The following is a 17,881-nucleotide window of genomic DNA, read 5'->3' on the forward strand; positions in this document are numbered from 1 at the left end:
CCACTTGTACACAGGCCGATCGGGGCATGTCCAGAATCAGGACGAGGTCGGTCGGCCAGGTGGTGGGGCCGGTCCGCCGATCGGGCGGTGTGCCGTGGACCCGACGATCCGTCAGGCCGCCGCCCGGATCGTATGGTTCGGGACGCCGCCCTCCGGCCGGGCCGGGATTCACTCACCCGTACGGTGGAACCAATCGCCTCCGACAGGCGTCCATCCGGTCGCATGCGGGATTCTCGTTCCGGGGGCCGTCCGCCTCAGGCCCCCGGCCCTCCTGTCGTTCCGGTCACTCCCGCCGAACCGTCCGCACACCGGTGCCGCCCACGCACCCAGGGCGCTGCCGCGGCCGACGGTCCGACTGCCCGAGCCCCACGGTCGCGGAAAGGAACGAGCGCAGATGCCATGGACGCGTCCCCGTCTGAACCGGAGCAAGGCACCCCGGAGGAACAGCCCCTCCCCCCGGTCGCTCGGGCTGCGCTGGCCCGGCAGCCGGCGCCGGGTCAGGGCGGCGCTGCTGACGGCCGCCGGGACCGCCGCCGGGTACGGCTGGCCGGTGCTGCCGGGCGCGTACGCGGTGCCCGGCGTGCTCGGGCCCTGCTCCTGCGGGGACCCGGACTGCCCGGCGCCCGGCGCCCATCCGGACGAGCCGCCGCTGCCGGCCGCCACCACCGACGCCCGGATGGTGGCCTGGTGGTGGGCAGAGCGAGCGCCGGACGCGTCGGTGCTGGTGGCCACGGGCCGTACGGTCAGCGCGGTGAGCCTGCCGGCCGAGGCGGGCGCGAGGGCCCTGGAGTACTTCGAGCTGCTGGACGTGCCGGTCGGCCCGGTGCTGCTGGCCCAGGACCGCTACGTGCTGCTGGTGGCGCCGTACACGCTGGACGAGTTGGGGGAGCTGCTGGCCGAACAGCCGTGGGTGCCGGGGGTGATGCGCTATCACGGTCCTGACGGCTACCTGCTGTTGCCGCCCAGCCGCACGGCGGAGGGCGGGGTGCGCTGGGTGAGGCCCCCGGTCGGCGGGCGGCCGTGGCTGCCCGAGGTGGGCGGGCTGCTGGGTGCGCTGATCGCGGCGAGTACGGCTGCGACGGGCGGGAGCAGGCTGGCGGGCTGAATCCCGGCGGCGCTCAATTCCGGTACCGGAAAAGGAAGATCCGGCCGCTGGCGACGGGGGATGCACCAGCGACCGGACTGTTTAAATGGTAACAAAGATCCGCGTGCGCGCCAATTTGTCCGCACACTGTGTCACCTGGCCGTTTTCCCTACGGCCCGAAAATGTGACGCGAGTCACTTTCCGGGCGAACGGCCGGGCAACGATTCTCAGTTGAGCGTCACCTGACGGCTCACCAGGTGGGCCCGGGCCCGGCGCTCGTCGGCGGTGAGCGGGGTCTCGTCCTTCAGTGTGGCGGCCAGCCGCTCGGCGAACTCGGCGGCGGGCGCCTCGCAGTCGGCGGCGGTCATGCTCTGCGGCAGGTCCCAGACCGGCACGGTCAGGCCGTGCGCGCGGAAGGAGCCGACCAGGCGGGTGTCCGCGCCGAGCGAGGACTGCTCGGCGGCGGTCAGCTTGGCCAGCGCGTCCAGGAGTTGCTCCTCCGGCACGGTCATGACCCAGCGCAGGTGGTTCTTGTCCGGCGCGGCGCACCAGTACGAGGACGGCACGCTGCTGAGCTTCTCGGTCGGGATGGCGGAGGCGTTGGCCCGCTCCAGCGAGGCGGCCACGTCGCCGGTGGCGGTCTCCGCGTCCTCCAGCCAGAACTCGAACCCGCTGTGCACGGCCGGGACGAACTCGGTCTCCAGGTCCAGCAGTTCCTGCAGGCGGCGGCCGCCGGGGACGGTCCGGCGGGCGGGCACGGGGCTGCCGGGCTCGGTGGTCAGGGCCAGTTCCAGGGCGTCCGCCAGGTCACGGCTCAGGTCGCCGGAGGCGGACTGGGTCTGCAGGCCGAGCAGGATCGAGCCGTCCGGGCGGCGCAGCGCGGGCCAGGCCAGCGGCAGCACGGTGGCCAGGGTCACCGAGGGGACGGGCCCGGTGGCGCCCTCGGCGACACCCCCGGCCAGGGTGAGCGGGACGGTGGCGGCGGGGACCAGCTCGCGCAGCGCGACCCAGTCGGCCTCGCCGGGCAGGCCCTCGAACGGGCGGTGGACCAGCTCCTGGACCGCGTGCGCGGCCTCGCGCCCGTGACACGCCTTGTACCGGCGGCCGGAACCGCACGGGCAGTCCTCGCGGGCCCCGACCACGGGGATCTCGCCCGAGGTCACGGCGGTGGACGGACGGTTCTGCGGCGACTTCTTCGCGGCCTTCTTGGCCATGGTGCGGCTCTCCCGGTACGGCGACGTGCTTGCCCGGGAAGCCTACTGAGCTTTCGCCGCGGACCGCTCCGGTCCGGCCGGCCGACCCTCTTCCGGGTGTCGTCCGGACGTCAGGAGGGGCGGCCGTCAGGCGCTCCGGACGCCGTGTTCGGGCCGCAGCGGGAGCTCGGCCCAGACCGTCACCTGCCCGGGTGCGTCCCTGACCCCCCAGTCGTCCGCCAGCCGGCTGACGATGGTCAGACCCCGGCCGCCGCGCGAGCTGACCGAGGGCCGGGCCGGCACCGGCCTGGTCATCGCGCCGCCGTCGGTCACCTCCAGGGTCAGCTGCCCGTGCCGGGACAACTCCCAGCGCACTGCCACCCCGCCCGGTTCGCCGTCCTCGTCGGACCGTACGCCGACCAGCACGGGGGCCGGCACCGGCGCCGGTGCGTCGTCCTTCAGGTCGGCCAGCCTGCCCAACGGGCGGGCGTACCGGCAGGAGTTGCTGAGCAGCTCGGACAGGATCAGGACCGCGTCGTCGATCACCGCCTCGGCGACCTCCTGGGCACCCAGATCGCGGCGCAGTCGGCGTCGTGCCGCTCCGACCCCGACGGGCCCGTGCGGCACCGCCATGGTCGATGAAGTCGGCACCTCGTGTGCCATCATCAACGCCACCCCCGGACCTCCTTCTGCATTCGCCGAGGGATGGATGCCCCTTGGGAATGGGTCGGAAACGGGCGCCGGGCGATCGCGGCGTGACACTAACGCGCAGCGCAACTCACGGTACGCAAATGGTGATTACCTGCTCACGGACCGTTGTCCGAACGGCTGGAATTGGCCACTCACGGTACTTCGCGCCGGAGTTCGCACCAGTTCACGCCCGCACGCGGGGCGTTTATCGGCCGAGTTGTGCCAGCACGGCGCGCGGCCGATTGGTGATAATCGCCTCCACGCCGAGTTCCAGGCAGAGTTCGACATCGGCGGCCTCGTCCACGGTCCAGACGTGCACGGGGTGCCCGGCCCGCCGGAGCGCTCGCACCAGCCCGGGGTTGGTCCGGACCAGGTCAATGCCGGGTCCGACGATCCTGGCGCCGCCGGGCAGCGCCCTGGTCCGGCCGAACAGCGGCAGCCTGCGGTCGAACAGGTAGACCGTCGGGACGGTCGGCGCGGCACGGCGGATCCGGTGCAGCGAGAGCTCCGAGAAGCTCATCACGCGCACCGCGGACCCCTCCGGACTGTCCGGAAGCAGTCCGTACCGCGAGAGCAGTCGGAGCAGCTCGGCCTCGGTGCGCCCCGCGTACCGGGTCGGGTGCTTGGTCTCGATCGCCAGCTCCACCCGCCGCCCGGCGTCCGCGACCAGTTCGAGCAGCTGGGCCAGCGTCAGCACCGGGCTGGGTTCGGGCGCCTCCGGGTCCTTCCAGGAGCCGAAGTCGAACTCGTTCAGCTGAGCCAGGGTCAGGGCTGAGACCGCCCCCCGGCCGTCCGAGGTCCGACGGACCGTCCGGTCGTGCACGCAGACCAGCTGCCCGTCGGCGGTCAGCCGGACGTCGGCCTCCAGGCCGTCGGCGCCCTCCGCCACGGCGAGCGCGTACGCCGCCAGGGTGTGTTCGGCGCGGGCGGCCGAGGAGCCGCGGTGCGCGATCACCTTGACGGCCCCGCGCTCCGGGGCGTCCTGGCTGGTCAACGGCTGGTTCCGGGTGTCCACACCGGCAACCCTACGAGGCACCGGACGGCCGGTGGCCGCCGCCACGGGAAACTCCGGGTGAAGTTCCGGGACGGCGGCCGGTGCGCCCTACTTCCGGCGCTGCACCGCCAGCGTGGCCAGCGCCGCGACCAGGAAGCTGAGCAGCGAGGCGGAGGTCCAGGGCTGCGCCACGAACCCGACCCTGGACTGGAGGTCCAGCCAGAACCCGCTCCAGTGGTCGATCGCGGTCGGGGCGATGAACTGGTAGGTCGCGAAACCGAGCGCCCAGGGCAGCAGCATCAGCCAGCGGGCCGGGGCGTCCTCGTTCAGGTTCCAGCCCCGGCGGCCCGAGCCGAGGAAGTAGTCGGCCGCCAGCACCGCGAACATCGGCACGAAGACCGAGCCGATCAGGCCCAGGAAGGCGTAGTACGAGTCGGTGAACTGGTCGATGAGCAGGGCCAGTACGGTCACCAGCGCGCCGATCCCGCCGGTCAGCAGACGGCGGTCGACCTTCGGCAGCAGGTTCTGCACCGACATCGCGGTGGAGTACACGTTGGCGAAGGACTGGTCGGTCTCCCGGATCACCAGCACCAGCAGGAAGGCCCAGCCCGCGGCCACCCCGGTGAAGGAGGAGAAGATCCGGGTCGCGTCGCCGTCCGACTGCAGCAGCGCCACCACGCCCAGCAGGTAGCACCAGACCTGGGCCAGCGTGTAGCCGGAGAAGGTGGCCCAGAACGCCGAACCGGCCGTCCGGGCGTGCCGGGTGTAGTCGGCGGCCAGCGGGACGAAGGAGATCGAGATCGCGATGATCGCGTCGGTCGCGGAGAGGAAGCCGGTCCAGTTGCCCGCGCCCGGGTTCGGCACGCCCTGCCGGACCAGCTGGACGGTGAAGTAGACCATCGCGACACCGACGGCGATCGTCACGTACTTGCGGAGCACCGCGATCGAACCGAGCGGCCAGATGGTCAGCACCGTGGTCAGCACACCGGCCAGCAGCACGAACAGCCAGTGCCAGCCCTGCGAGCCGGTCACCTCCTGGGCGCCCATGGCGATCACCAGCAGCTCGTACACGCCCCAGCCGATGCACTGGGCGATGTTCAGCACCGAAGGGATGTACGACAGCTTGGTGCCGAAGAGGCCGCGCAGCACGGTCATCGCGGGCGCGCCGGTCCGGGCGCCGATCAGCGCGGCCACGCCGAGCATCGCGGTGCCGATCACGGTACCGACGACGGTGGCGGTGATCGCGGCGGCCAGCGAGAGCTCGGAGCCCTTGGCACCGATCACGGTGGCCGCGCTGGTGAAGCCGATCAGGCTGACCCCGAGGTTGGCCCAGAGCGAGAAGAGCGCCCGGAAGTCGAGGGTGCGAGGAGGTGCGGTGTCCAGGACGAGCGGCGCCTCGGCGCGCGCGGTCGGTTCCTGGACAGGGGCAGGCGAAACAGCCGTCATGGCCGAAGCTCCCTACGCCGGCATTACCCGGACAGGTTCGAGCGGTCTGCGCTCCCTCGCCGTCGGCCAGCATCCGCATGGCGTACGGTCGTTCCGCGCACTCTCAGCCTGGACGGTCCAAGCTCCCGCGTGTCAGTTTGGAGCGCCAGGGTAACGGCCGGGCCGCCGAACACCAAGGCGAGTGGGTGACCGTCCGGATCGCGGGACGATCGGCGGACGTCGGCGGCACGAGCGGGGGCCGTGTCGGGAACGGGTAAAGATTCTTAAGAGTTCTTCACCGGGCCCTATACGACAACCGAATCATGCATACGGGAAACTGTGGGCCAAGGTCCTGTCAGCTATGGAGGTCGTCCGTGAGCACCGAGCACCAAGGTGGCACCAACCAGCCGGAGGAGGAGCGCACCTCCGCAGGCCAGGGGGTGGGTCCGGCTGACACCGTGTCGGCCGATGTCCCCGCTGCTCCGGCCACCCCGGCCACCCCGCCCGTCCCGCCGGTCGCCGAGCCGACGCTGTCGTTCGGCAAGGTGACGCCGCCGGCCACGCCGTCCTACCTCGACGCGCCGCCGCCGGTGCTGCCGCCCGCTCCCGCCCCGGCCACCCCCAGCTACCTGGACGCGCCGCCGCCCGCCCCGCCCGCCCCGGCCGGCAACCCGTACGCGGCTCCGGCCGCCGAGCTGCCGCCGCTGCACGGTGACCAGGCCGCCCCGCACACCGCCGAGCTGCCGCCGGTGCACGGCAGCCAGCCCGCGCCGTCCGCCGCCGAGCCGCCGCACCACCCCTTCGGCGCGGGTACGCCGCTGGGCAGCTGGGCCACCCCGCCCGGCGGCACCGACGGTCCGGGGGGCCCGGGTCACCCCGGCGCGGCCCCGGGTCCCGGCCGCAAGCGCGGCGGGCTGGTGGCGCTGGTCGCCGCCGTCGCCCTGGTGGCCGGTCTGGCCGGTGGCGCGATCGGCGTCTCGGTGACCGACCGGGACGGCGGGACGAGCTCCTCCTCGGGCCGCGGCACCAGCACCACCGTCCAGGCCAGCGAGAACAGGCAGGCGGTCAACCGCTCGCCCGAGTCGGTCGCGGGGATCGCCAGCAAGGCGCTGCCCAGCGTGGTCACCATCAAGGCGCAGGGTTCGCAGGAGTCCGGCACCGGCACCGGGTTCGTCTTCGACACCGAGGGCCACATTCTCACCAACAACCACGTGGTCGCCCCGGCGGCCAGTGGCGGCAAGCTGACCGTCAAGTTCTCCGACGGTTCGTCCTACCCGGCCTCCGTGGTCGGCCGGGCGCAGGGCTACGACGTGGCCGTGATCAAGCTCGACAACCCGCCCAAGGACAAGCTCGTCCCGCTCCCGCTCGGGGACTCCGACAAGGTCGCGGTCGGCGACGCCACCATCGCGATCGGCGCCCCGTACGGCCTGGAGGGCACGGTCACCACCGGCATCATCAGCGCCAAGGACCGCCCGGTGGCCTCCGGCGACGAGAACGGCGCCCAGTCCTCGTACATGAACGCCCTGCAGACCGACGCGTCCATCAACCCCGGCAACTCCGGCGGTCCGCTGCTGGACGCCGCGGGTGCCGTGATCGGCATCAACTCGGCGATCCAGTCCAACAGCGGCGGCTCCGGCCGGGCCGGTTCGATCGGCCTGGGCTTCGCGATCCCGATCAACCAGGCCCAGCGGGTCGCGGGCGACCTGATCAAGACCGGCACGCCGGTCTACGCGATCCTCGGGGTGCTCCGCAACGACGACTACAAGGGCGACGGCGCGCAGATCCGCGGCTCCGCCGTCGGCGACACCCCGGCCGTCACCGCGGGCGGCCCGGCCGACCAGGCCGGTCTCAAGGCCGGTGACGTGATCACCAAGCTGGGCGGCCACGTCATCGACAGCGGCCCGACCCTGGTCAGCGAGATCTGGACGTACAAGCCCGGCGACAAGGTCGAGGTCGAGTACACCCGCGACGGCAAGGCCGCCAAGACCACCGTCACCCTCGGCGAACGCAAGGGCGACAACTAAAGGATGTGCGCGGAACCCCACCGGACCCGTTAGGCTGACCTCCGCCTGGAGAGTTGCCCGAGCGGCCTAAGGGACCAGTCTTGAAAACTGTCGTGGCGTAACCCGTCACCGTGGGTTCAAATCCCACACTCTCCGCTGGTGGGGGTATCCCCAGCTCAGGGCGGGTATCGGCGAGCAGCCGATACCCGCCCTTTCGCATGTTGTCTCACCCCGCGCCGCCGATATCCCGCGCGGGTCCAGCCCGTGTGGAACATCTGTGGAACGCCGTACCGGCGTGCTGACGGCCTACTCCTGCATGTCCTGACCGTTCAGGAAGCGCTCGATCAGGGCGTTGGAGTGGTCCTGACGGTTGTTCAGGATCTTGGCGTAGAAGCGGTACAGCACCGCCACGCTGTGCCCGGCGCGCCGTGCCACCTCCACGGGGTCGACGCCGGCCACCAGCCAGCCGGACACGGCCGTGTGCCGCAGCTCGTACGGCACGTCCGCGAGCGGCGTCTCCACCTGCTCCGGCGTGAGAACCGCCGTCCGGGCGTCCTTCCAGAGCGCGGCGTACTCCTTCGTGAGCAGACGCCCGCCCTCCGTCGCCCGGAACAGCCGCCCGTCGGACGCGACGCCGAACCGCTCGATGTGCTCGCGCAGGAGCTGCACGTGGACCGGAGGAATGGGCACGTCGCGCGTGGCGCTGCGGGCCCGGCGCTTGAGGCCGCGCTCCTCGTGTGACTGGCCGTCATCCGTCCACCGTGAGCCGACCCGTGGGGAGCTGCCTGCCAGCACGATGCGCCCCCACCCGGTCTCCGGCAAGGTGCAGTCCGTAAGCCGAATGTCCATCGCCTCGGCCGGCCGGGTGGCTGCGTAGAGCATGCAGCCGTAGAAGGCCCGCAGGTGGCTTCCGCGCGGCGAGACGGTGCCAGCGGCCTCGATCAGCGCGTGGCCCTGCTCCGGCCCTGGCACCCATCGCCAGTCGATCTCATCGTCGGTCTCCGGCGCTTCCCAGTCCACGAACTGGAGCGGGTTGGCCGGCAGTCTGCGGCGCTCAACGGCGTACCGCAGTGCGTTGTTGAACACCATCCGCTTGCGGGTGATCGTGTTGTCCGCCGCGACCTTGCCGTTCAGGAGACGGGACAGCGCTTCAAGGGCGGTGCGCACCCTCTCGGAATCCTCCAACTCCCCGATCCCGATGGACTTCCTGGCCAGCCATGCCAGCGCGGCGGTGACCTCTGCGGGCGGCTCCGGCTGCTGCGGCGAGAAGTTGAACGCCCAGCACGACAGGGCCTGACGGAGAACGCGGTGATCAGGCGCGCCCCGGCGGTCGGTGACCAGCGCGGGAGTGATGGTGGCCAGGGCATCCGCACGTGCGGATCGGCTTTTGGCGGATGCCCTGGCCCACTTCTTCTCCGCGTACTCCTTCGCGTGCTCGAACCACGTGACCTGGTCGCGCTTCCTGAGTTCGGACACCGGCAGACCGCTGTCCGTGTCGAACTGCTCGCCCTTCTGGATTGCGGTCATCAACTGGGCCCGCCGGCCGTCCGCCAGGGTCTTCGTGGCGAACGTCCGGGAGTGCGGGTTCTGGCCTACGCGCCAACGGAGTTGGTGCGGCTTACGTCCGCGCTTGAGATCACGGATGGCATAGATGTGTACCTCGAAGGTCAGCAATTCAGCTCCGTACGGATGAGGGGCCCGGCGATTACCGGGCCCCTGGCGGTGGTCGGTTGTCAGGCAGCGATCTGGCAGGCGGTCAGCCAGCTGTCGAGGTCAGCGCGGTCCACGCGGATCTGTGCGTTGGGGAGCTTGATCAGGCGCGGCCCCTGGCCTCGGGCGCGCATCCGATAGAAGGCGGCGCGGCTCATGTTGATCTCTTCCAGGACGGCGGAGAGCTTGAGCAGTTCACGCTTGGGCATGGGCTTGGTCTCCGTTCAGGGAGTGCGTGGGGCCGTTCAGGGCGTGACAGAACCTCCAGAACTGACAGAACCCCTCGGGAGGGGCTGTGAGCTGGGGGTTTGTGGTTGGGGTGGGCTGTGACAGAACCGGTCGGAAACTGCGACAGAACTCCCGGGTGGTGGTGCCGCTTTGGGCGGCGGGAGGTTGTGTCAGAGTTTCCGACCGGTTCTGTCACGCGATGCGGTTTCGCGTTTGCGCTGGTCAGACCGGGTGGGCGGGGGTTGTGTCAGTTCTGGAGGTTCTGTCGCGGGGTCTGGGCGAGGGTGGGGTGGGTCTGGAAGCGCGGGGACGGTGGCCGGCCGCCCTTGCCGGTGCGGACCGGGGGCGCTTCCTGCCGGATCCAGCCGTGCTCCTCCAACAGCGCCAGGACGGGGTCGAGGTCGGCGACGGCCCGGAACTCACCCCGGGGCAGACCCCGGAACAGCTCCCGCTTGCTGATGACGGTGGCGCCGACGGTCTCCAGGTGGGCCATGACGATCCGGGCCTTGCCCAGTGCGGGGTCGTTGCCCATGGCGTCGAACACCACGAGGGCGTGGGCGGTGTAGTAATCGCCGATCCGGCACGCGGCGGTCATCAGGTCGGCGGCGATCGGCAGCGTCCAGCCGTCGGCGGGGTGGGTGGCCAGGTGCAGCAGACCGGCGATGCGGGCGATAGCACCGTCCAGCTTGCTGGCCCAGGTGTCGATGTGCGCCAGGGCCGCCCCGGGGCGCATCCGGCTCTCGGTGGCCTGCTGGTGGGCGAGCAGCACGGCGTCCGCCTCGGGTGTGAGGGTCAGTACGGCGGGGTCCGTCCACCCGGACATCGCCAGGGTGAGCGTGCCGAGGGTCTTGGTGTAGGTCTCGGCGACCTGCTCCGGGATGAGCTCGGGGGTGAGGTTGCGGAAGCCCACCAGGGACCGGGGCATGGAGTAGAGGAAGCGGGCGAGCAGGCCGCGCCCCTCGAAGCCCTTGGCCTTGGCGATGTCCCGGAACACGCTGGGCTGGATGGCGATGCCCATGGTGACGGCGGGGGCTTCGAGGAACTGCGCGTCCCGGCCCTGCCGGTTCACCCGGAGCATGTCGCCGGCGTGGCCCTTGAGGAACACCTCCAGGTTGGGGGTGCCGGAGTAGCGGCCGGCGATGATGTCGAAGATCCCGCCCTCGGCGGACAGGACGGCCGCCCGGCCGCCCTGCTCGTCCAGCATCGTCGCCAGGTTCTCCGGCGTGATGTCGTCGGCGACAAGCTGCGGCCGGGCCGGAACAGCGGTCTCCTCGGCCGCCTCGGCCAGCTCGATCGCCTCCCGGGTGAGCTGCTCGCGCTGCTCGGGCTCCGCGTTCGCGGCCCTGGCTGCGGCCTTCTCGGCGGCGGAGCGGGCGAGTTTGGCGGTGGTCTCCGCCTCGGCCCGCACCGCGCCGCTCTGCTCGATCAGGACCTTCTCCACCGCCAGCAGCGGGCGGGTCAGCTCGGCGAACACGGCAGACTTGCGGTTGCCCGGGGGCAGGGCGGTGACGGTGTAGAGGTTCACCGGCTCACGCCACCGGCCCCGCACCGCGACGACGGCGCGCCCTCCACAGGCTGTGGACAGCACCGACAGCCCGACCGAACCACCCAGATCGGCGGGGGTCTGCGTCTCCTCCGCCACGGCCGCGACCATCTCCGCCATCCAGGTGGGGAGGGCGTCCACGGGGAACGGCGGCAGCGCTCGGGCCTGGCCGAGCGGGATCGGGCTGTCCCACACGTCCGCCTCGGCGGGCGGGGCTTCCAGGTGCTCCCAGCCTTCGCCGAACAGGCTGGTGACGTTCTCGTACGGGCCGTCAGAAATGGCGGCGGGTCCAGACATTCAAGGGTCCTTTCTGCGGGCTCAGGGACGGCCTACGGGGTGTTCAGGCCCCGGGTGACGGACCGGAGCGCGTAGGCGTGCGGGACGCCGACGGATTCGGCGGCGGCGACCAGTTCGGCTGCTGCGGCGTCGAGGTGGCAGGGGCCGGGGCAGGTGCGGTGCTGGGCGGCGAGGAACCGGGCGGCACTGTGGGCGGCGGTGCCGGCGCCGTGCTCGCGATGGGAGCGGATGCGGGCCAGGCCCTGGTCGAGGCCGGTGCGGATGAACCGCTCGGTGTGGCGGCATCCGGGGCCGGCCGTACGGGACCACCCACCGCCGGGGGTGAAAGACACCACCCCCGCCCGATCGGGGGCGGGGTTGGTGTCTTCCCTGTCCGCCAGCGCGCGGACGGCATCAGGCAGGTCCGCCAAAGTGCCGGTCCCGTGGCCGAGCCAACGGGCGTACTGCATCAGGGACTTGATGTCCACGCCGTCCCGGACGGCGTTGGAGGAGCGCATCGTGCCCCGGTAGATCCAGTGCTCACCCCGGGTACTGGCCACGGTGACCGTGGCCGGCAGGGTGGCATGGGCCCAGGTGACGGCTTCGGCCGTGTCGAGGTCGAGGACGGTCACCCCGGCGCCGCCCGGGTGGTAGGCCACCGCCACCGCGTCCCGCCACGCCCTGGCCCACGCCGGGCTGGTCAGGACGCGCGGGTTGGTGGTGGCGGCGGCCCAGGCATGGCAGGGACGCGGGCAGCGGCAGGGACCGGGGATCAGCATGTTCGGCCGGCCACCGCACGCGTTGCCATGACAGGTGCGGCAGTTGCCGACCGGCCCCTTACCCTCGCGGACCGGCATCACCGGCAGCCCGGTGCGGGCGAGGTCGAGGGCCAGCGCGACCAGCGGCACCGGTCCGCCGGTCACCACGGGGGCTCCTCGCTGTAGCCGGTGCGACTGCGGCCGGGCCACGGGACGCTGGCCAGCGGGGCGGTCAGGATGCAGGGGCAGGGCTCCCACCAGCCCTCTTCCGTGTCGTTGTTGCCGTCGTACCAGCCGAGCTGGCCGTCACAGTCCCAGCAGTTCGGGTTGGGCGTGCGGTACAGGCCGAGGCGGCCGGGTTCCTGGTCGGTGCTGAGCGTCAGCCGAAAGCGGCTGAGCAGGGCGTTCAACACGGGCTGCTCCCTGTGGAGTTGTGGCGGTGTTCGTCTCGGCGCAGACCTTGTGGGAGGGGCGCCGGTCGTCATCACGGAGCGGGGTTCTCCGGCCGCACCAGCGGCAGGGCAGGTTGCGGGTGCTGTCGAAGTGGGCGCCGTCGCGCCAGTCGAGCAGGCGGCCCACGGCCGGTCAGGCCGCGAGCGTCGGGGCGGGCTGGAGCTGGGCCAGGGCCTGGCGGCCGATCAGTTCGGTGTAGGCGGGCGGGATGGCCTCGGCGAGTTCCCGGCGGTCGGTGGTCCAGTGGATGCCCATGGCGTCCTGCCACTGCCGAACGGTGCCTTTGCCGCCGCCCGCGCCGTAGACCTGGAAGTACCGGCCTTGCTCGGGGCTGACGTAGGTGCCGTGGCGGTAGCCGATGGTCAGGCCCCGGTGCGGCACGTGCTCGGGCGCCGGAGCGGTCAAGCCGTCCAGCTCGAACAGGCGGTGCCGGATCACCCGGAGCCCGAACATCTCCCCGCAGAGCACCAGGTCGGCGCGCATGCGCTTGGTCGCCCGGCCCGGGGGCTGCTCGATCACGTACGGGCGACCCGTCGATTCGAGCGCGGCCCGGGTGTCGTCCAGCAGGTCCGCGTGCAGGTGGCGGCGGTGCTGGTTGGTGCCGGCGGTCAGGGTGCAGTCGAACTGGCACGGCGGGGACGCGTGGATCAGGTCGAACTCCGCCCCGTGGGCCCGGATGTACTCGACCGCGTCACCCTTCACGAATCGCATCCGGTCCGTGCGGGGGTAGTTGGGCTGCGGGTTGATGTCGATGCCGGTCACGTCGAACCCGGCCCTGGCGTAGCCAGTCCCGGCCCCGCCCGCGCAGCAGAACGCGTCCAGGAGGCGAAGGGGTCGGGTGCTGGTGGTGCTGGTGGTCACGGCGTCTCCCTGTTGCGGGGGCGGGTGGTCAGCGGTTGCGGTTGTGCGTGGTGACGTGGACATTCACCGCGCCCCGGGCCGAACTGCCGCCGCCGCCCTGGTTCTTGATGAGCCAGCCGAGGGCGAGTGCGGCGGTGATGAGGCCGAGTCCGGTGGTGGCGGCGGCGATGGCTTGGAGCAGGAAGGCGGTGCCGACGCCGGCCGCCCCGATGCCGATCCCGCCGCAGAGCAGTCGGGCGGGCCACGGGTCGCGGCCCGCTCCGGCGGTGTACGGGACGGGGTGGTGAACGGCCGTGTGGAGCACCTGGGGCGGGTAGGCCGGGGCGAACTGTCCGACCGGGCCCGGCTGGTAGACGGCGAGCGGTGCGGCGGCGGGCGGCGCGGCGTAGTAGGGGTGGCCGTCCGGGGTGAAGTGCACCGGGACGACGGGGCTGGCGTAGGGCTGGTTGTGGTCCACGGTGCTCTCCTCGGTTCGGCGGTGCGGGGGGTCAGGTGAGGTTGGTGACCATCTGGGCGATGGCGTTCATGGCGTCGTTGACGGGTCCGGCGAGTCCGGTGGAGGCGGCGGTGAAGCCGAAGAGGAACACCGGCAGAGCGATCAGGGTGGTGAGGCGTTGGGTGCGGATGAGGATGATCGTGATGAGGCCGAACAGGGCGATGGCGGAGATGGTGACGGCCACGGTGGGCGGGTCCTTCCGGAGGATGGGGTGGGTGTCAGGTGCGTCAGATGGCAGCGTCAGGAGGGGCGTCAGACGCGTCTGACGCCCCTCGCGGGTGCGCGTTACCTGGGGAAATGGGCCGCTCGGCGTCAGGAGCGTCTGACGCGTCAGATGCGTCAGATGCGTCAGGCGGCCCGGTAGTCGGGCGGGACGATCTCGTAGCAGCCGGTCTCGCCGGTCTCCCGGAGACGGCCGGCAACGACCATGGCGGCGACCTCGGCGGAGACCCAGGCGCGGGAGCGGTTGAACCGGTCGCAGTGCTCCATGAAGTCGGCCGGCGCGACGACGGTGCGGCCCTCGGCCTCGAACTGCTCCAGCAGCTCGGCCATGATCTGCTGCGCGTGCGCCTTGGTGACCTTGGTCCGGGGCGGGTTGTCGGGGGCGGCGAGCTGGATGACGGTGGTGACCTCGGGGAGTTCGGCCTCGGGGTCGATCCAGCCGTCCGGGTCGTCCGTCTCACCCTCCCAGGTGTCCGTTTCGTCCCCCTCGTCGTCGGTGGAGTACAGCGGGAACACCTCCTCCTCGAACTGCTCGGGGTGGGTGGGTGCGGGCTGCTGCGGCAGGGGGTAGCGGGTGCGCTTGGTGTACGCGGGCCCGGCCGCCTTCAACGCGGCTTGCTCGGTGACCGGGTCACACGCCGACCGGGTGCCGGCGAACGTGACGGTGACCCAGGTGAGGTACTCGGCGGGGGTGAGGTAGGAGCGGGCGGGGCTGGCCCAGAACGTCTCCGGGACGCCGTTGGCGACCAGGTAGGAGTAGCCGGGCTTCTTGTCCTTCCACACGTGCGGCGCCGCGCCCGCGTCCAGCGCCTCATCGGGGAGAGCGAATCCGGCGTCCCGGTCGTCCCGGACCCCGAACACCCACGAGGAGCCCAGGGAGGCGCGGGTGTCGGTGGAAACCTGGGAGCCGGAGGCGCGCTGGAGGGAGACGACCAGGGAGATGCCGGCGGAGCGGGCCTCCTGGCCGATCGCGGTGAACACGTCGTCGTCCGTCTCGCGGATCGTCTTCGCGGCCTCCTCGAACCACCCGATCAGATACGGCATGCCCGGGGAGCCGTCGGCCTGGACCTCGGCGCAGGCGGGTTCCCACTGCTTGTAGCCGTACTTCGCCAGCCAGGACGTGCGGGCGGGGATGGCCGCCTTGATGGCCGCGATCATCGCCTTCGTGGACTTCATGTCCAGCGCTGCCCAGTCCAGCGCGGGCAGGAGCGGGCCGAGGGTCTGTTCGGCCTTGGCCGGGTCGGACGCCCAGACGATCACGTCGCGGCGGGTGATGACCTCGGCCAGGGCGGTGATGCCGCCCTCGGACTTCCCCGAGCCGGTCATCCCCATGACCAGGAGGTGCATGGCGTTGCGGCTGGCCCGGGGGTCGCCGGGGAACCACATCACCAGCGGCTCCCCGTCCTCGTAGATCCCCAGGTGAACCGGGTCGGCGATCGACCCGCCCGGGTAGGACGGGCCGGGGAACGGCACCGTGTTCTTGAGCAGATCGGCGGGCACCACGGTGACGGTGGCGCGGGACGCGTCTTCGGGGTCGGTGGTCATCCGCACCGCGTTCTTCGACACCCGGAACGCCGAGGCCAGGCCGGGCAGGGCCTTGGACACGTCGTCGGCGGTCAGCTCCCCGGGTGGGAGCTGCAGCTCGAACGTGGCCTTGTTCGGCGCGACCTTCGCCGAGGTGACCAGGGTCTTGGCCAGACCGACCTTCTCCAGCAGGCCCTTGTCGGCGGAAGTCCCGGCCGCCGCCTCGGGGTTGACCCGCATGAGCTGGCGGATGTTCCAGGTGGCGGCCAGCGCCGGGGCCCCGATCAGGTACAGGCTCGGCAGCGGCCCGGCGGTCGGCCCGGCCAGCGCCGCCGCCGTGAACCACGCGGTGCCGGCGGCGACCGTGATGGCCGAGTGCAGGCGGCGCTGCTGGGTGGTGGGCTTGCCCGCCCACCACGTGGCGGCCGTCAGCCCGGCCGAGGCCAGGGTGAGGGCGGCCGACGCGGCGGCGGACCCGGACCACATCAGGTGGGCGGGCAGGGACAGGACGCCGACACCGCCCGCCAGCAGCCACGGCGGCAGGTAGGGCTTGGCGCGGTGGAGCAGGTAGTCACCCACCCCGCCGGAGTGGGAGTTGGGGTCGAGCTGCATGGGCTGGGCCGAGGCAGTGCCGGACATGGGATCTTCCTCCCGATTCAGTTATGGCGAAGGAGAGTTGGTGCCGGGGCGGTGGGTTCCGCCCCGGCCCGGTGGTGGCGGGTCAGCCGCCGAAGTCGAAGGCGCGGCGCTGCTGGCGGGGCCGGGCGACGCGGGAGATCTGCGGGTCGAACTCCTTCTGGAACGCGGCGTAGGTCCGGGCGGCGTTGGCGGCGGCGTCCTTCGCGTCGTCGGCGGCCTTCTTCAGGTGCTTGGCCACCCGCCGGGCACGGGACTGCGCGGAGAACGGGCGGCCCTCCGGGTCGGGGACCTCCTTCAACACCGCTTGCAGCACCTCGGCGGCCATCGCCAGCTCGAACGAGAGCTGCAGGAACGCCGCGCGGCCCTTCTCGCAGAACGCCCGCACGTCCGCGTTGGTGAAGAACTCCGGGTCACCGAGCGGGGAGTGGGTCCGGCCGCCGGCCGCACCCTGACCCCCACCGACGCCACCCTGGGCGCCACCGCGCGGGGCGCCGAACCCGCCCGCTGCACCACCACCCATCCCCGCACCGGGGCCGGCGGCGTTGGGTCCGCCGACGTGGAAGTGAAACTGGGTGGAGCGCTCGTTGCCGCCGCGCGGGGCGCGGGTCTGCTGGCGGGCACCGCCCTGGGGCGGCTGCCAGTCCTGCTGCTGGCCGGCGGGGCCGTACTGCCCGTAGTTGGGAGGAGTGCTCATGTCTGCTTCTCCTTCTGCGAGTTCAGGACTGGACGGAGTCGCTGGCCGGGGCGGCCACCGGGGGGAGCGGGGTGATGGCGTGGCTGCGGCGGTGGTGCCACCACGCGGCCTGGCCAGCGGTAGTGCCCGCCAGCAGCAGACCGGCCAGCGGCCAGTTCGCCGGACCGACCAGGACAGCGGCGGCCGTCCACGCCAGGGCAGCCGAGCTGGCCAGGACGTGGCGGGTCAGGGACCGGGCCCGGCGGCGGACGGCCGAGCGCGGGTGCCACCGCCGCACGACCGCCCACCCGGCCGGGACCAGCAGGGCCGGGACGGCGAACGCGAGACCGGCGGCCGGAGCGGCCACCGACAGCACCCCGGTAGCGGTGAACAGGGCAGCTCCGGCCCAGGTCGGGGCCCAGTCGGTGCGGCCACGCCACAGCGCGCCGGCCGTGGCGAGCGCCAACTCCCCCGCCAGCGGGCGGCGGTGGGACATGACGACGACCAGGGGCTGAGTGCCCCGGCCGAGGTCGATCACGTGCGCGGCCGGCGAGCGGCGGCCACGCTGGCGCGGTATGCGGGACTTGCGGATACGCGAACCCATGACGGGTCCTCCTTCGAGATCGTCAGGCGGAAGCGATGAGGGCGGCGGCGGTCTCGACGGCGTGGTGGAACGCCTGGTCAAGGGCGTAGGCGCCGTTCATCCCGAAGTCGGTGAGGCGGTAGAACGGGCCGGAACCGGTGGCCTCGGCCAACCGGCGGAGCGGCTCACGCCGGTCGGCGGCGTAGTGCGTGACGGCCGACAGAGCCAGCGCCACGGCGACCGGGCCGGGCCGCAGGCGGACACCGAGCACGCGGGAGCCGAGCAGCAGGGCTGCGGTCTGGGTGGCGGTGTAGGTGGCGACGTGGGCGGCGCAGGCGCGGCGGCCGGCCGCGCTGGACTGCCCGTTGTGGTCGTGCTGGCCCTTGTTGCTGGCCTGGTGGTCGGTCTGCACCCAGTGGTCCGCCAGGTCGGCGGACGCACGGAGCAGGGCGTAGACGGCGGCGAACCGCGCGGCACGAACGTGGGACATGAATGTCTCCAAGTTGGCTGCTGTGCAGGAAAGTTG

The 17,881-nt window shown here is 72.2% G+C and carries 18 protein-coding genes, 1 tRNA gene and 1 riboswitch; of the genes, 3 read left to right on the forward strand and 16 right to left on the reverse strand.

All coding sequences use genetic code 11. The features are described 5' to 3' along the window. Nucleotides 1-394: 394 nt before the first annotated feature. Complete coding sequence (locus ACKUU6_RS16810; RefSeq protein WP_407989366.1) at nt 395-1,105, forward strand: bifunctional DNA primase/polymerase; 711 nt, start codon at nt 395-397, stop codon at nt 1,103-1,105. Nucleotides 1,106-1,311: 206 nt separating this feature from the next. Here the strand turns inward: ACKUU6_RS16810 and ACKUU6_RS16815 are convergent, their stop codons facing one another. The 4 genes from ACKUU6_RS16815 to ACKUU6_RS16830 form a co-directional block, all read right to left on the reverse strand. Then, on the reverse strand, nt 1,312-2,298 hold the full coding sequence (locus tag ACKUU6_RS16815) for a DUF5926 family protein (protein WP_407989367.1): 987 nt from the start codon (nt 2,296-2,298) through the stop codon (nt 1,312-1,314). Nucleotides 2,299-2,424: 126 nt separating this feature from the next. Beyond that, nucleotides 2,425-2,952 carry an ATP-binding protein gene (locus ACKUU6_RS16820; protein WP_407989368.1) on the reverse strand — a complete coding sequence of 176 codons (528 nt, stop codon included), beginning with the start codon at nt 2,950-2,952 and terminating at the stop codon, nt 2,425-2,427. A gap of 220 nt (nt 2,953-3,172) precedes the next feature. Next, complete coding sequence (locus ACKUU6_RS16825) at nt 3,173-3,982, reverse strand: glycerophosphodiester phosphodiesterase (protein WP_407989369.1); 810 nt, start codon at nt 3,980-3,982, stop codon at nt 3,173-3,175. A gap of 87 nt (nt 3,983-4,069) precedes the next feature. Then, complete coding sequence (locus ACKUU6_RS16830; RefSeq protein WP_407989370.1) at nt 4,070-5,407, reverse strand: purine-cytosine permease family protein; 1,338 nt, start codon at nt 5,405-5,407, stop codon at nt 4,070-4,072. Next, nucleotides 5,400-5,546: riboswitch (TPP riboswitch) on the reverse strand. Its footprint overlaps the gene before it by 8 nt. A gap of 214 nt (nt 5,547-5,760) precedes the next feature. Here ACKUU6_RS16830 and ACKUU6_RS16835 point away from each other — a divergent pair. Next, the gene (locus ACKUU6_RS16835; RefSeq protein WP_407989371.1) at nt 5,761-7,410 is read left to right on the forward strand and encodes a S1C family serine protease; all 1,650 of its coding nucleotides are present in this window, start codon (nt 5,761-5,763) and stop codon (nt 7,408-7,410) included. A gap of 47 nt (nt 7,411-7,457) precedes the next feature. After that, nucleotides 7,458-7,545, forward strand: a tRNA-Ser gene (locus ACKUU6_RS16840). A gap of 150 nt (nt 7,546-7,695) precedes the next feature. Here the strand turns inward: ACKUU6_RS16840 and ACKUU6_RS16845 are convergent. From ACKUU6_RS16845 to ACKUU6_RS16900, 12 genes are all read right to left on the reverse strand, one after another. Next, nucleotides 7,696-9,063, reverse strand: coding sequence for a tyrosine-type recombinase/integrase (locus ACKUU6_RS16845; protein WP_407989372.1), 1,368 nt, complete (start codon nt 9,061-9,063; stop codon nt 7,696-7,698). Nucleotides 9,064-9,122: 59 nt separating this feature from the next. After that, nucleotides 9,123-9,308, reverse strand: coding sequence for a helix-turn-helix transcriptional regulator (locus tag ACKUU6_RS16850; protein WP_407989373.1), 186 nt, complete (start codon nt 9,306-9,308; stop codon nt 9,123-9,125). Between the two features lie 266 nt (nt 9,309-9,574). Further along, nucleotides 9,575-11,167 (reverse strand): YfjI family protein, encoded by a 1,593-nt coding sequence (locus ACKUU6_RS16855; RefSeq protein WP_407989374.1) that lies wholly within the window; start codon nt 11,165-11,167, stop codon nt 9,575-9,577. A 32-nt stretch (nt 11,168-11,199) separates the two neighbouring features. Then, nucleotides 11,200-12,003 (reverse strand): bifunctional DNA primase/polymerase, encoded by an 804-nt coding sequence (locus tag ACKUU6_RS16860; RefSeq protein ID WP_407992149.1) that lies wholly within the window; start codon nt 12,001-12,003, stop codon nt 11,200-11,202. Between the two features lie 62 nt (nt 12,004-12,065). Beyond that, a complete protein-coding gene (locus ACKUU6_RS16865) occupies nt 12,066-12,317 on the reverse strand; it encodes a hypothetical protein (RefSeq protein WP_407989375.1) in 252 nt (83 codons plus the stop codon). 172 nt (nt 12,318-12,489) lie between these two features. Further along, nucleotides 12,490-13,218, reverse strand: coding sequence for a class I SAM-dependent methyltransferase (locus tag ACKUU6_RS16870; protein WP_407989376.1), 729 nt, complete (start codon nt 13,216-13,218; stop codon nt 12,490-12,492). 28 nt (nt 13,219-13,246) lie between these two features. Next, complete coding sequence (locus ACKUU6_RS16875) at nt 13,247-13,675, reverse strand: hypothetical protein (RefSeq protein WP_407989377.1); 429 nt, start codon at nt 13,673-13,675, stop codon at nt 13,247-13,249. A 31-nt stretch (nt 13,676-13,706) separates the two neighbouring features. Continuing rightward, the gene (locus tag ACKUU6_RS16880; RefSeq protein ID WP_407989378.1) at nt 13,707-13,898 is read right to left on the reverse strand and encodes a hypothetical protein; all 192 of its coding nucleotides are present in this window, start codon (nt 13,896-13,898) and stop codon (nt 13,707-13,709) included. A gap of 164 nt (nt 13,899-14,062) precedes the next feature. After that, nucleotides 14,063-16,099 carry a plasmid transfer protein TraB gene (gene traB / locus ACKUU6_RS16885; RefSeq protein WP_407989379.1) on the reverse strand — a complete coding sequence of 679 codons (2,037 nt, stop codon included), beginning with the start codon at nt 16,097-16,099 and terminating at the stop codon, nt 14,063-14,065. A gap of 82 nt (nt 16,100-16,181) precedes the next feature. Next, nucleotides 16,182-16,793 (reverse strand): plasmid transfer protein TraA, encoded by a 612-nt coding sequence (traA, locus tag ACKUU6_RS16890; protein WP_407989380.1) that lies wholly within the window; start codon nt 16,791-16,793, stop codon nt 16,182-16,184. Nucleotides 16,794-16,815: 22 nt separating this feature from the next. Next, nucleotides 16,816-17,376, reverse strand: a complete 561-nt coding sequence (locus tag ACKUU6_RS16895) for a hypothetical protein (protein WP_407989382.1) — start codon at nt 17,374-17,376, stop codon at nt 16,816-16,818. Nucleotides 17,377-17,398: 22 nt separating this feature from the next. After that, nucleotides 17,399-17,845 (reverse strand): hypothetical protein, encoded by a 447-nt coding sequence (locus tag ACKUU6_RS16900; protein ID WP_407989383.1) that lies wholly within the window; start codon nt 17,843-17,845, stop codon nt 17,399-17,401. Between the last annotated feature and the right edge of the window lie 36 nt (nt 17,846-17,881).

This window comes from Kitasatospora sp. CMC57 (assembly GCF_045866025.2).
Taxonomy (GTDB): Bacteria; Actinomycetota; Actinomycetes; order Streptomycetales; family Streptomycetaceae; genus Kitasatospora.

Excerpts from the sequence above, each read along its gene's own strand:
- ACKUU6_RS16810 (WP_407989366.1), top strand. The coding sequence starts at position 395 with ATGCCATGGACGCGTCCCCGTCTGAACCGGAGCAAGGCACCCCGGAGG.
- ACKUU6_RS16815 (WP_407989367.1), bottom strand. The coding sequence starts at position 2,298 with ATGGCCAAGAAGGCCGCGAAGAAGTCGCCGCAGAACCGTCCGTCCACC.
- ACKUU6_RS16830 (WP_407989370.1), bottom strand. The coding sequence starts at position 5,407 with ATGACGGCTGTTTCGCCTGCCCCTGTCCAGGAACCGACCGCGCGCGCC.
- ACKUU6_RS16850 (WP_407989373.1), bottom strand. The coding sequence starts at position 9,308 with ATGCCCAAGCGTGAACTGCTCAAGCTCTCCGCCGTCCTGGAAGAGATC.
- ACKUU6_RS16855 (WP_407989374.1), bottom strand. The coding sequence starts at position 11,167 with ATGTCTGGACCCGCCGCCATTTCTGACGGCCCGTACGAGAACGTCACC.
- ACKUU6_RS16860 (WP_407992149.1), bottom strand. The coding sequence starts at position 12,003 with ATGCCGGTCCGCGAGGGTAAGGGGCCGGTCGGCAACTGCCGCACCTGT.
- traB (WP_407989379.1), bottom strand. The coding sequence starts at position 16,099 with ATGTCCGGCACTGCCTCGGCCCAGCCCATGCAGCTCGACCCCAACTCC.
- traA (WP_407989380.1), bottom strand. The coding sequence starts at position 16,793 with ATGAGCACTCCTCCCAACTACGGGCAGTACGGCCCCGCCGGCCAGCAG.
- ACKUU6_RS16895 (WP_407989382.1), bottom strand. The coding sequence starts at position 17,376 with ATGGGTTCGCGTATCCGCAAGTCCCGCATACCGCGCCAGCGTGGCCGC.
- ACKUU6_RS16900 (WP_407989383.1), bottom strand. The coding sequence starts at position 17,845 with ATGTCCCACGTTCGTGCCGCGCGGTTCGCCGCCGTCTACGCCCTGCTC.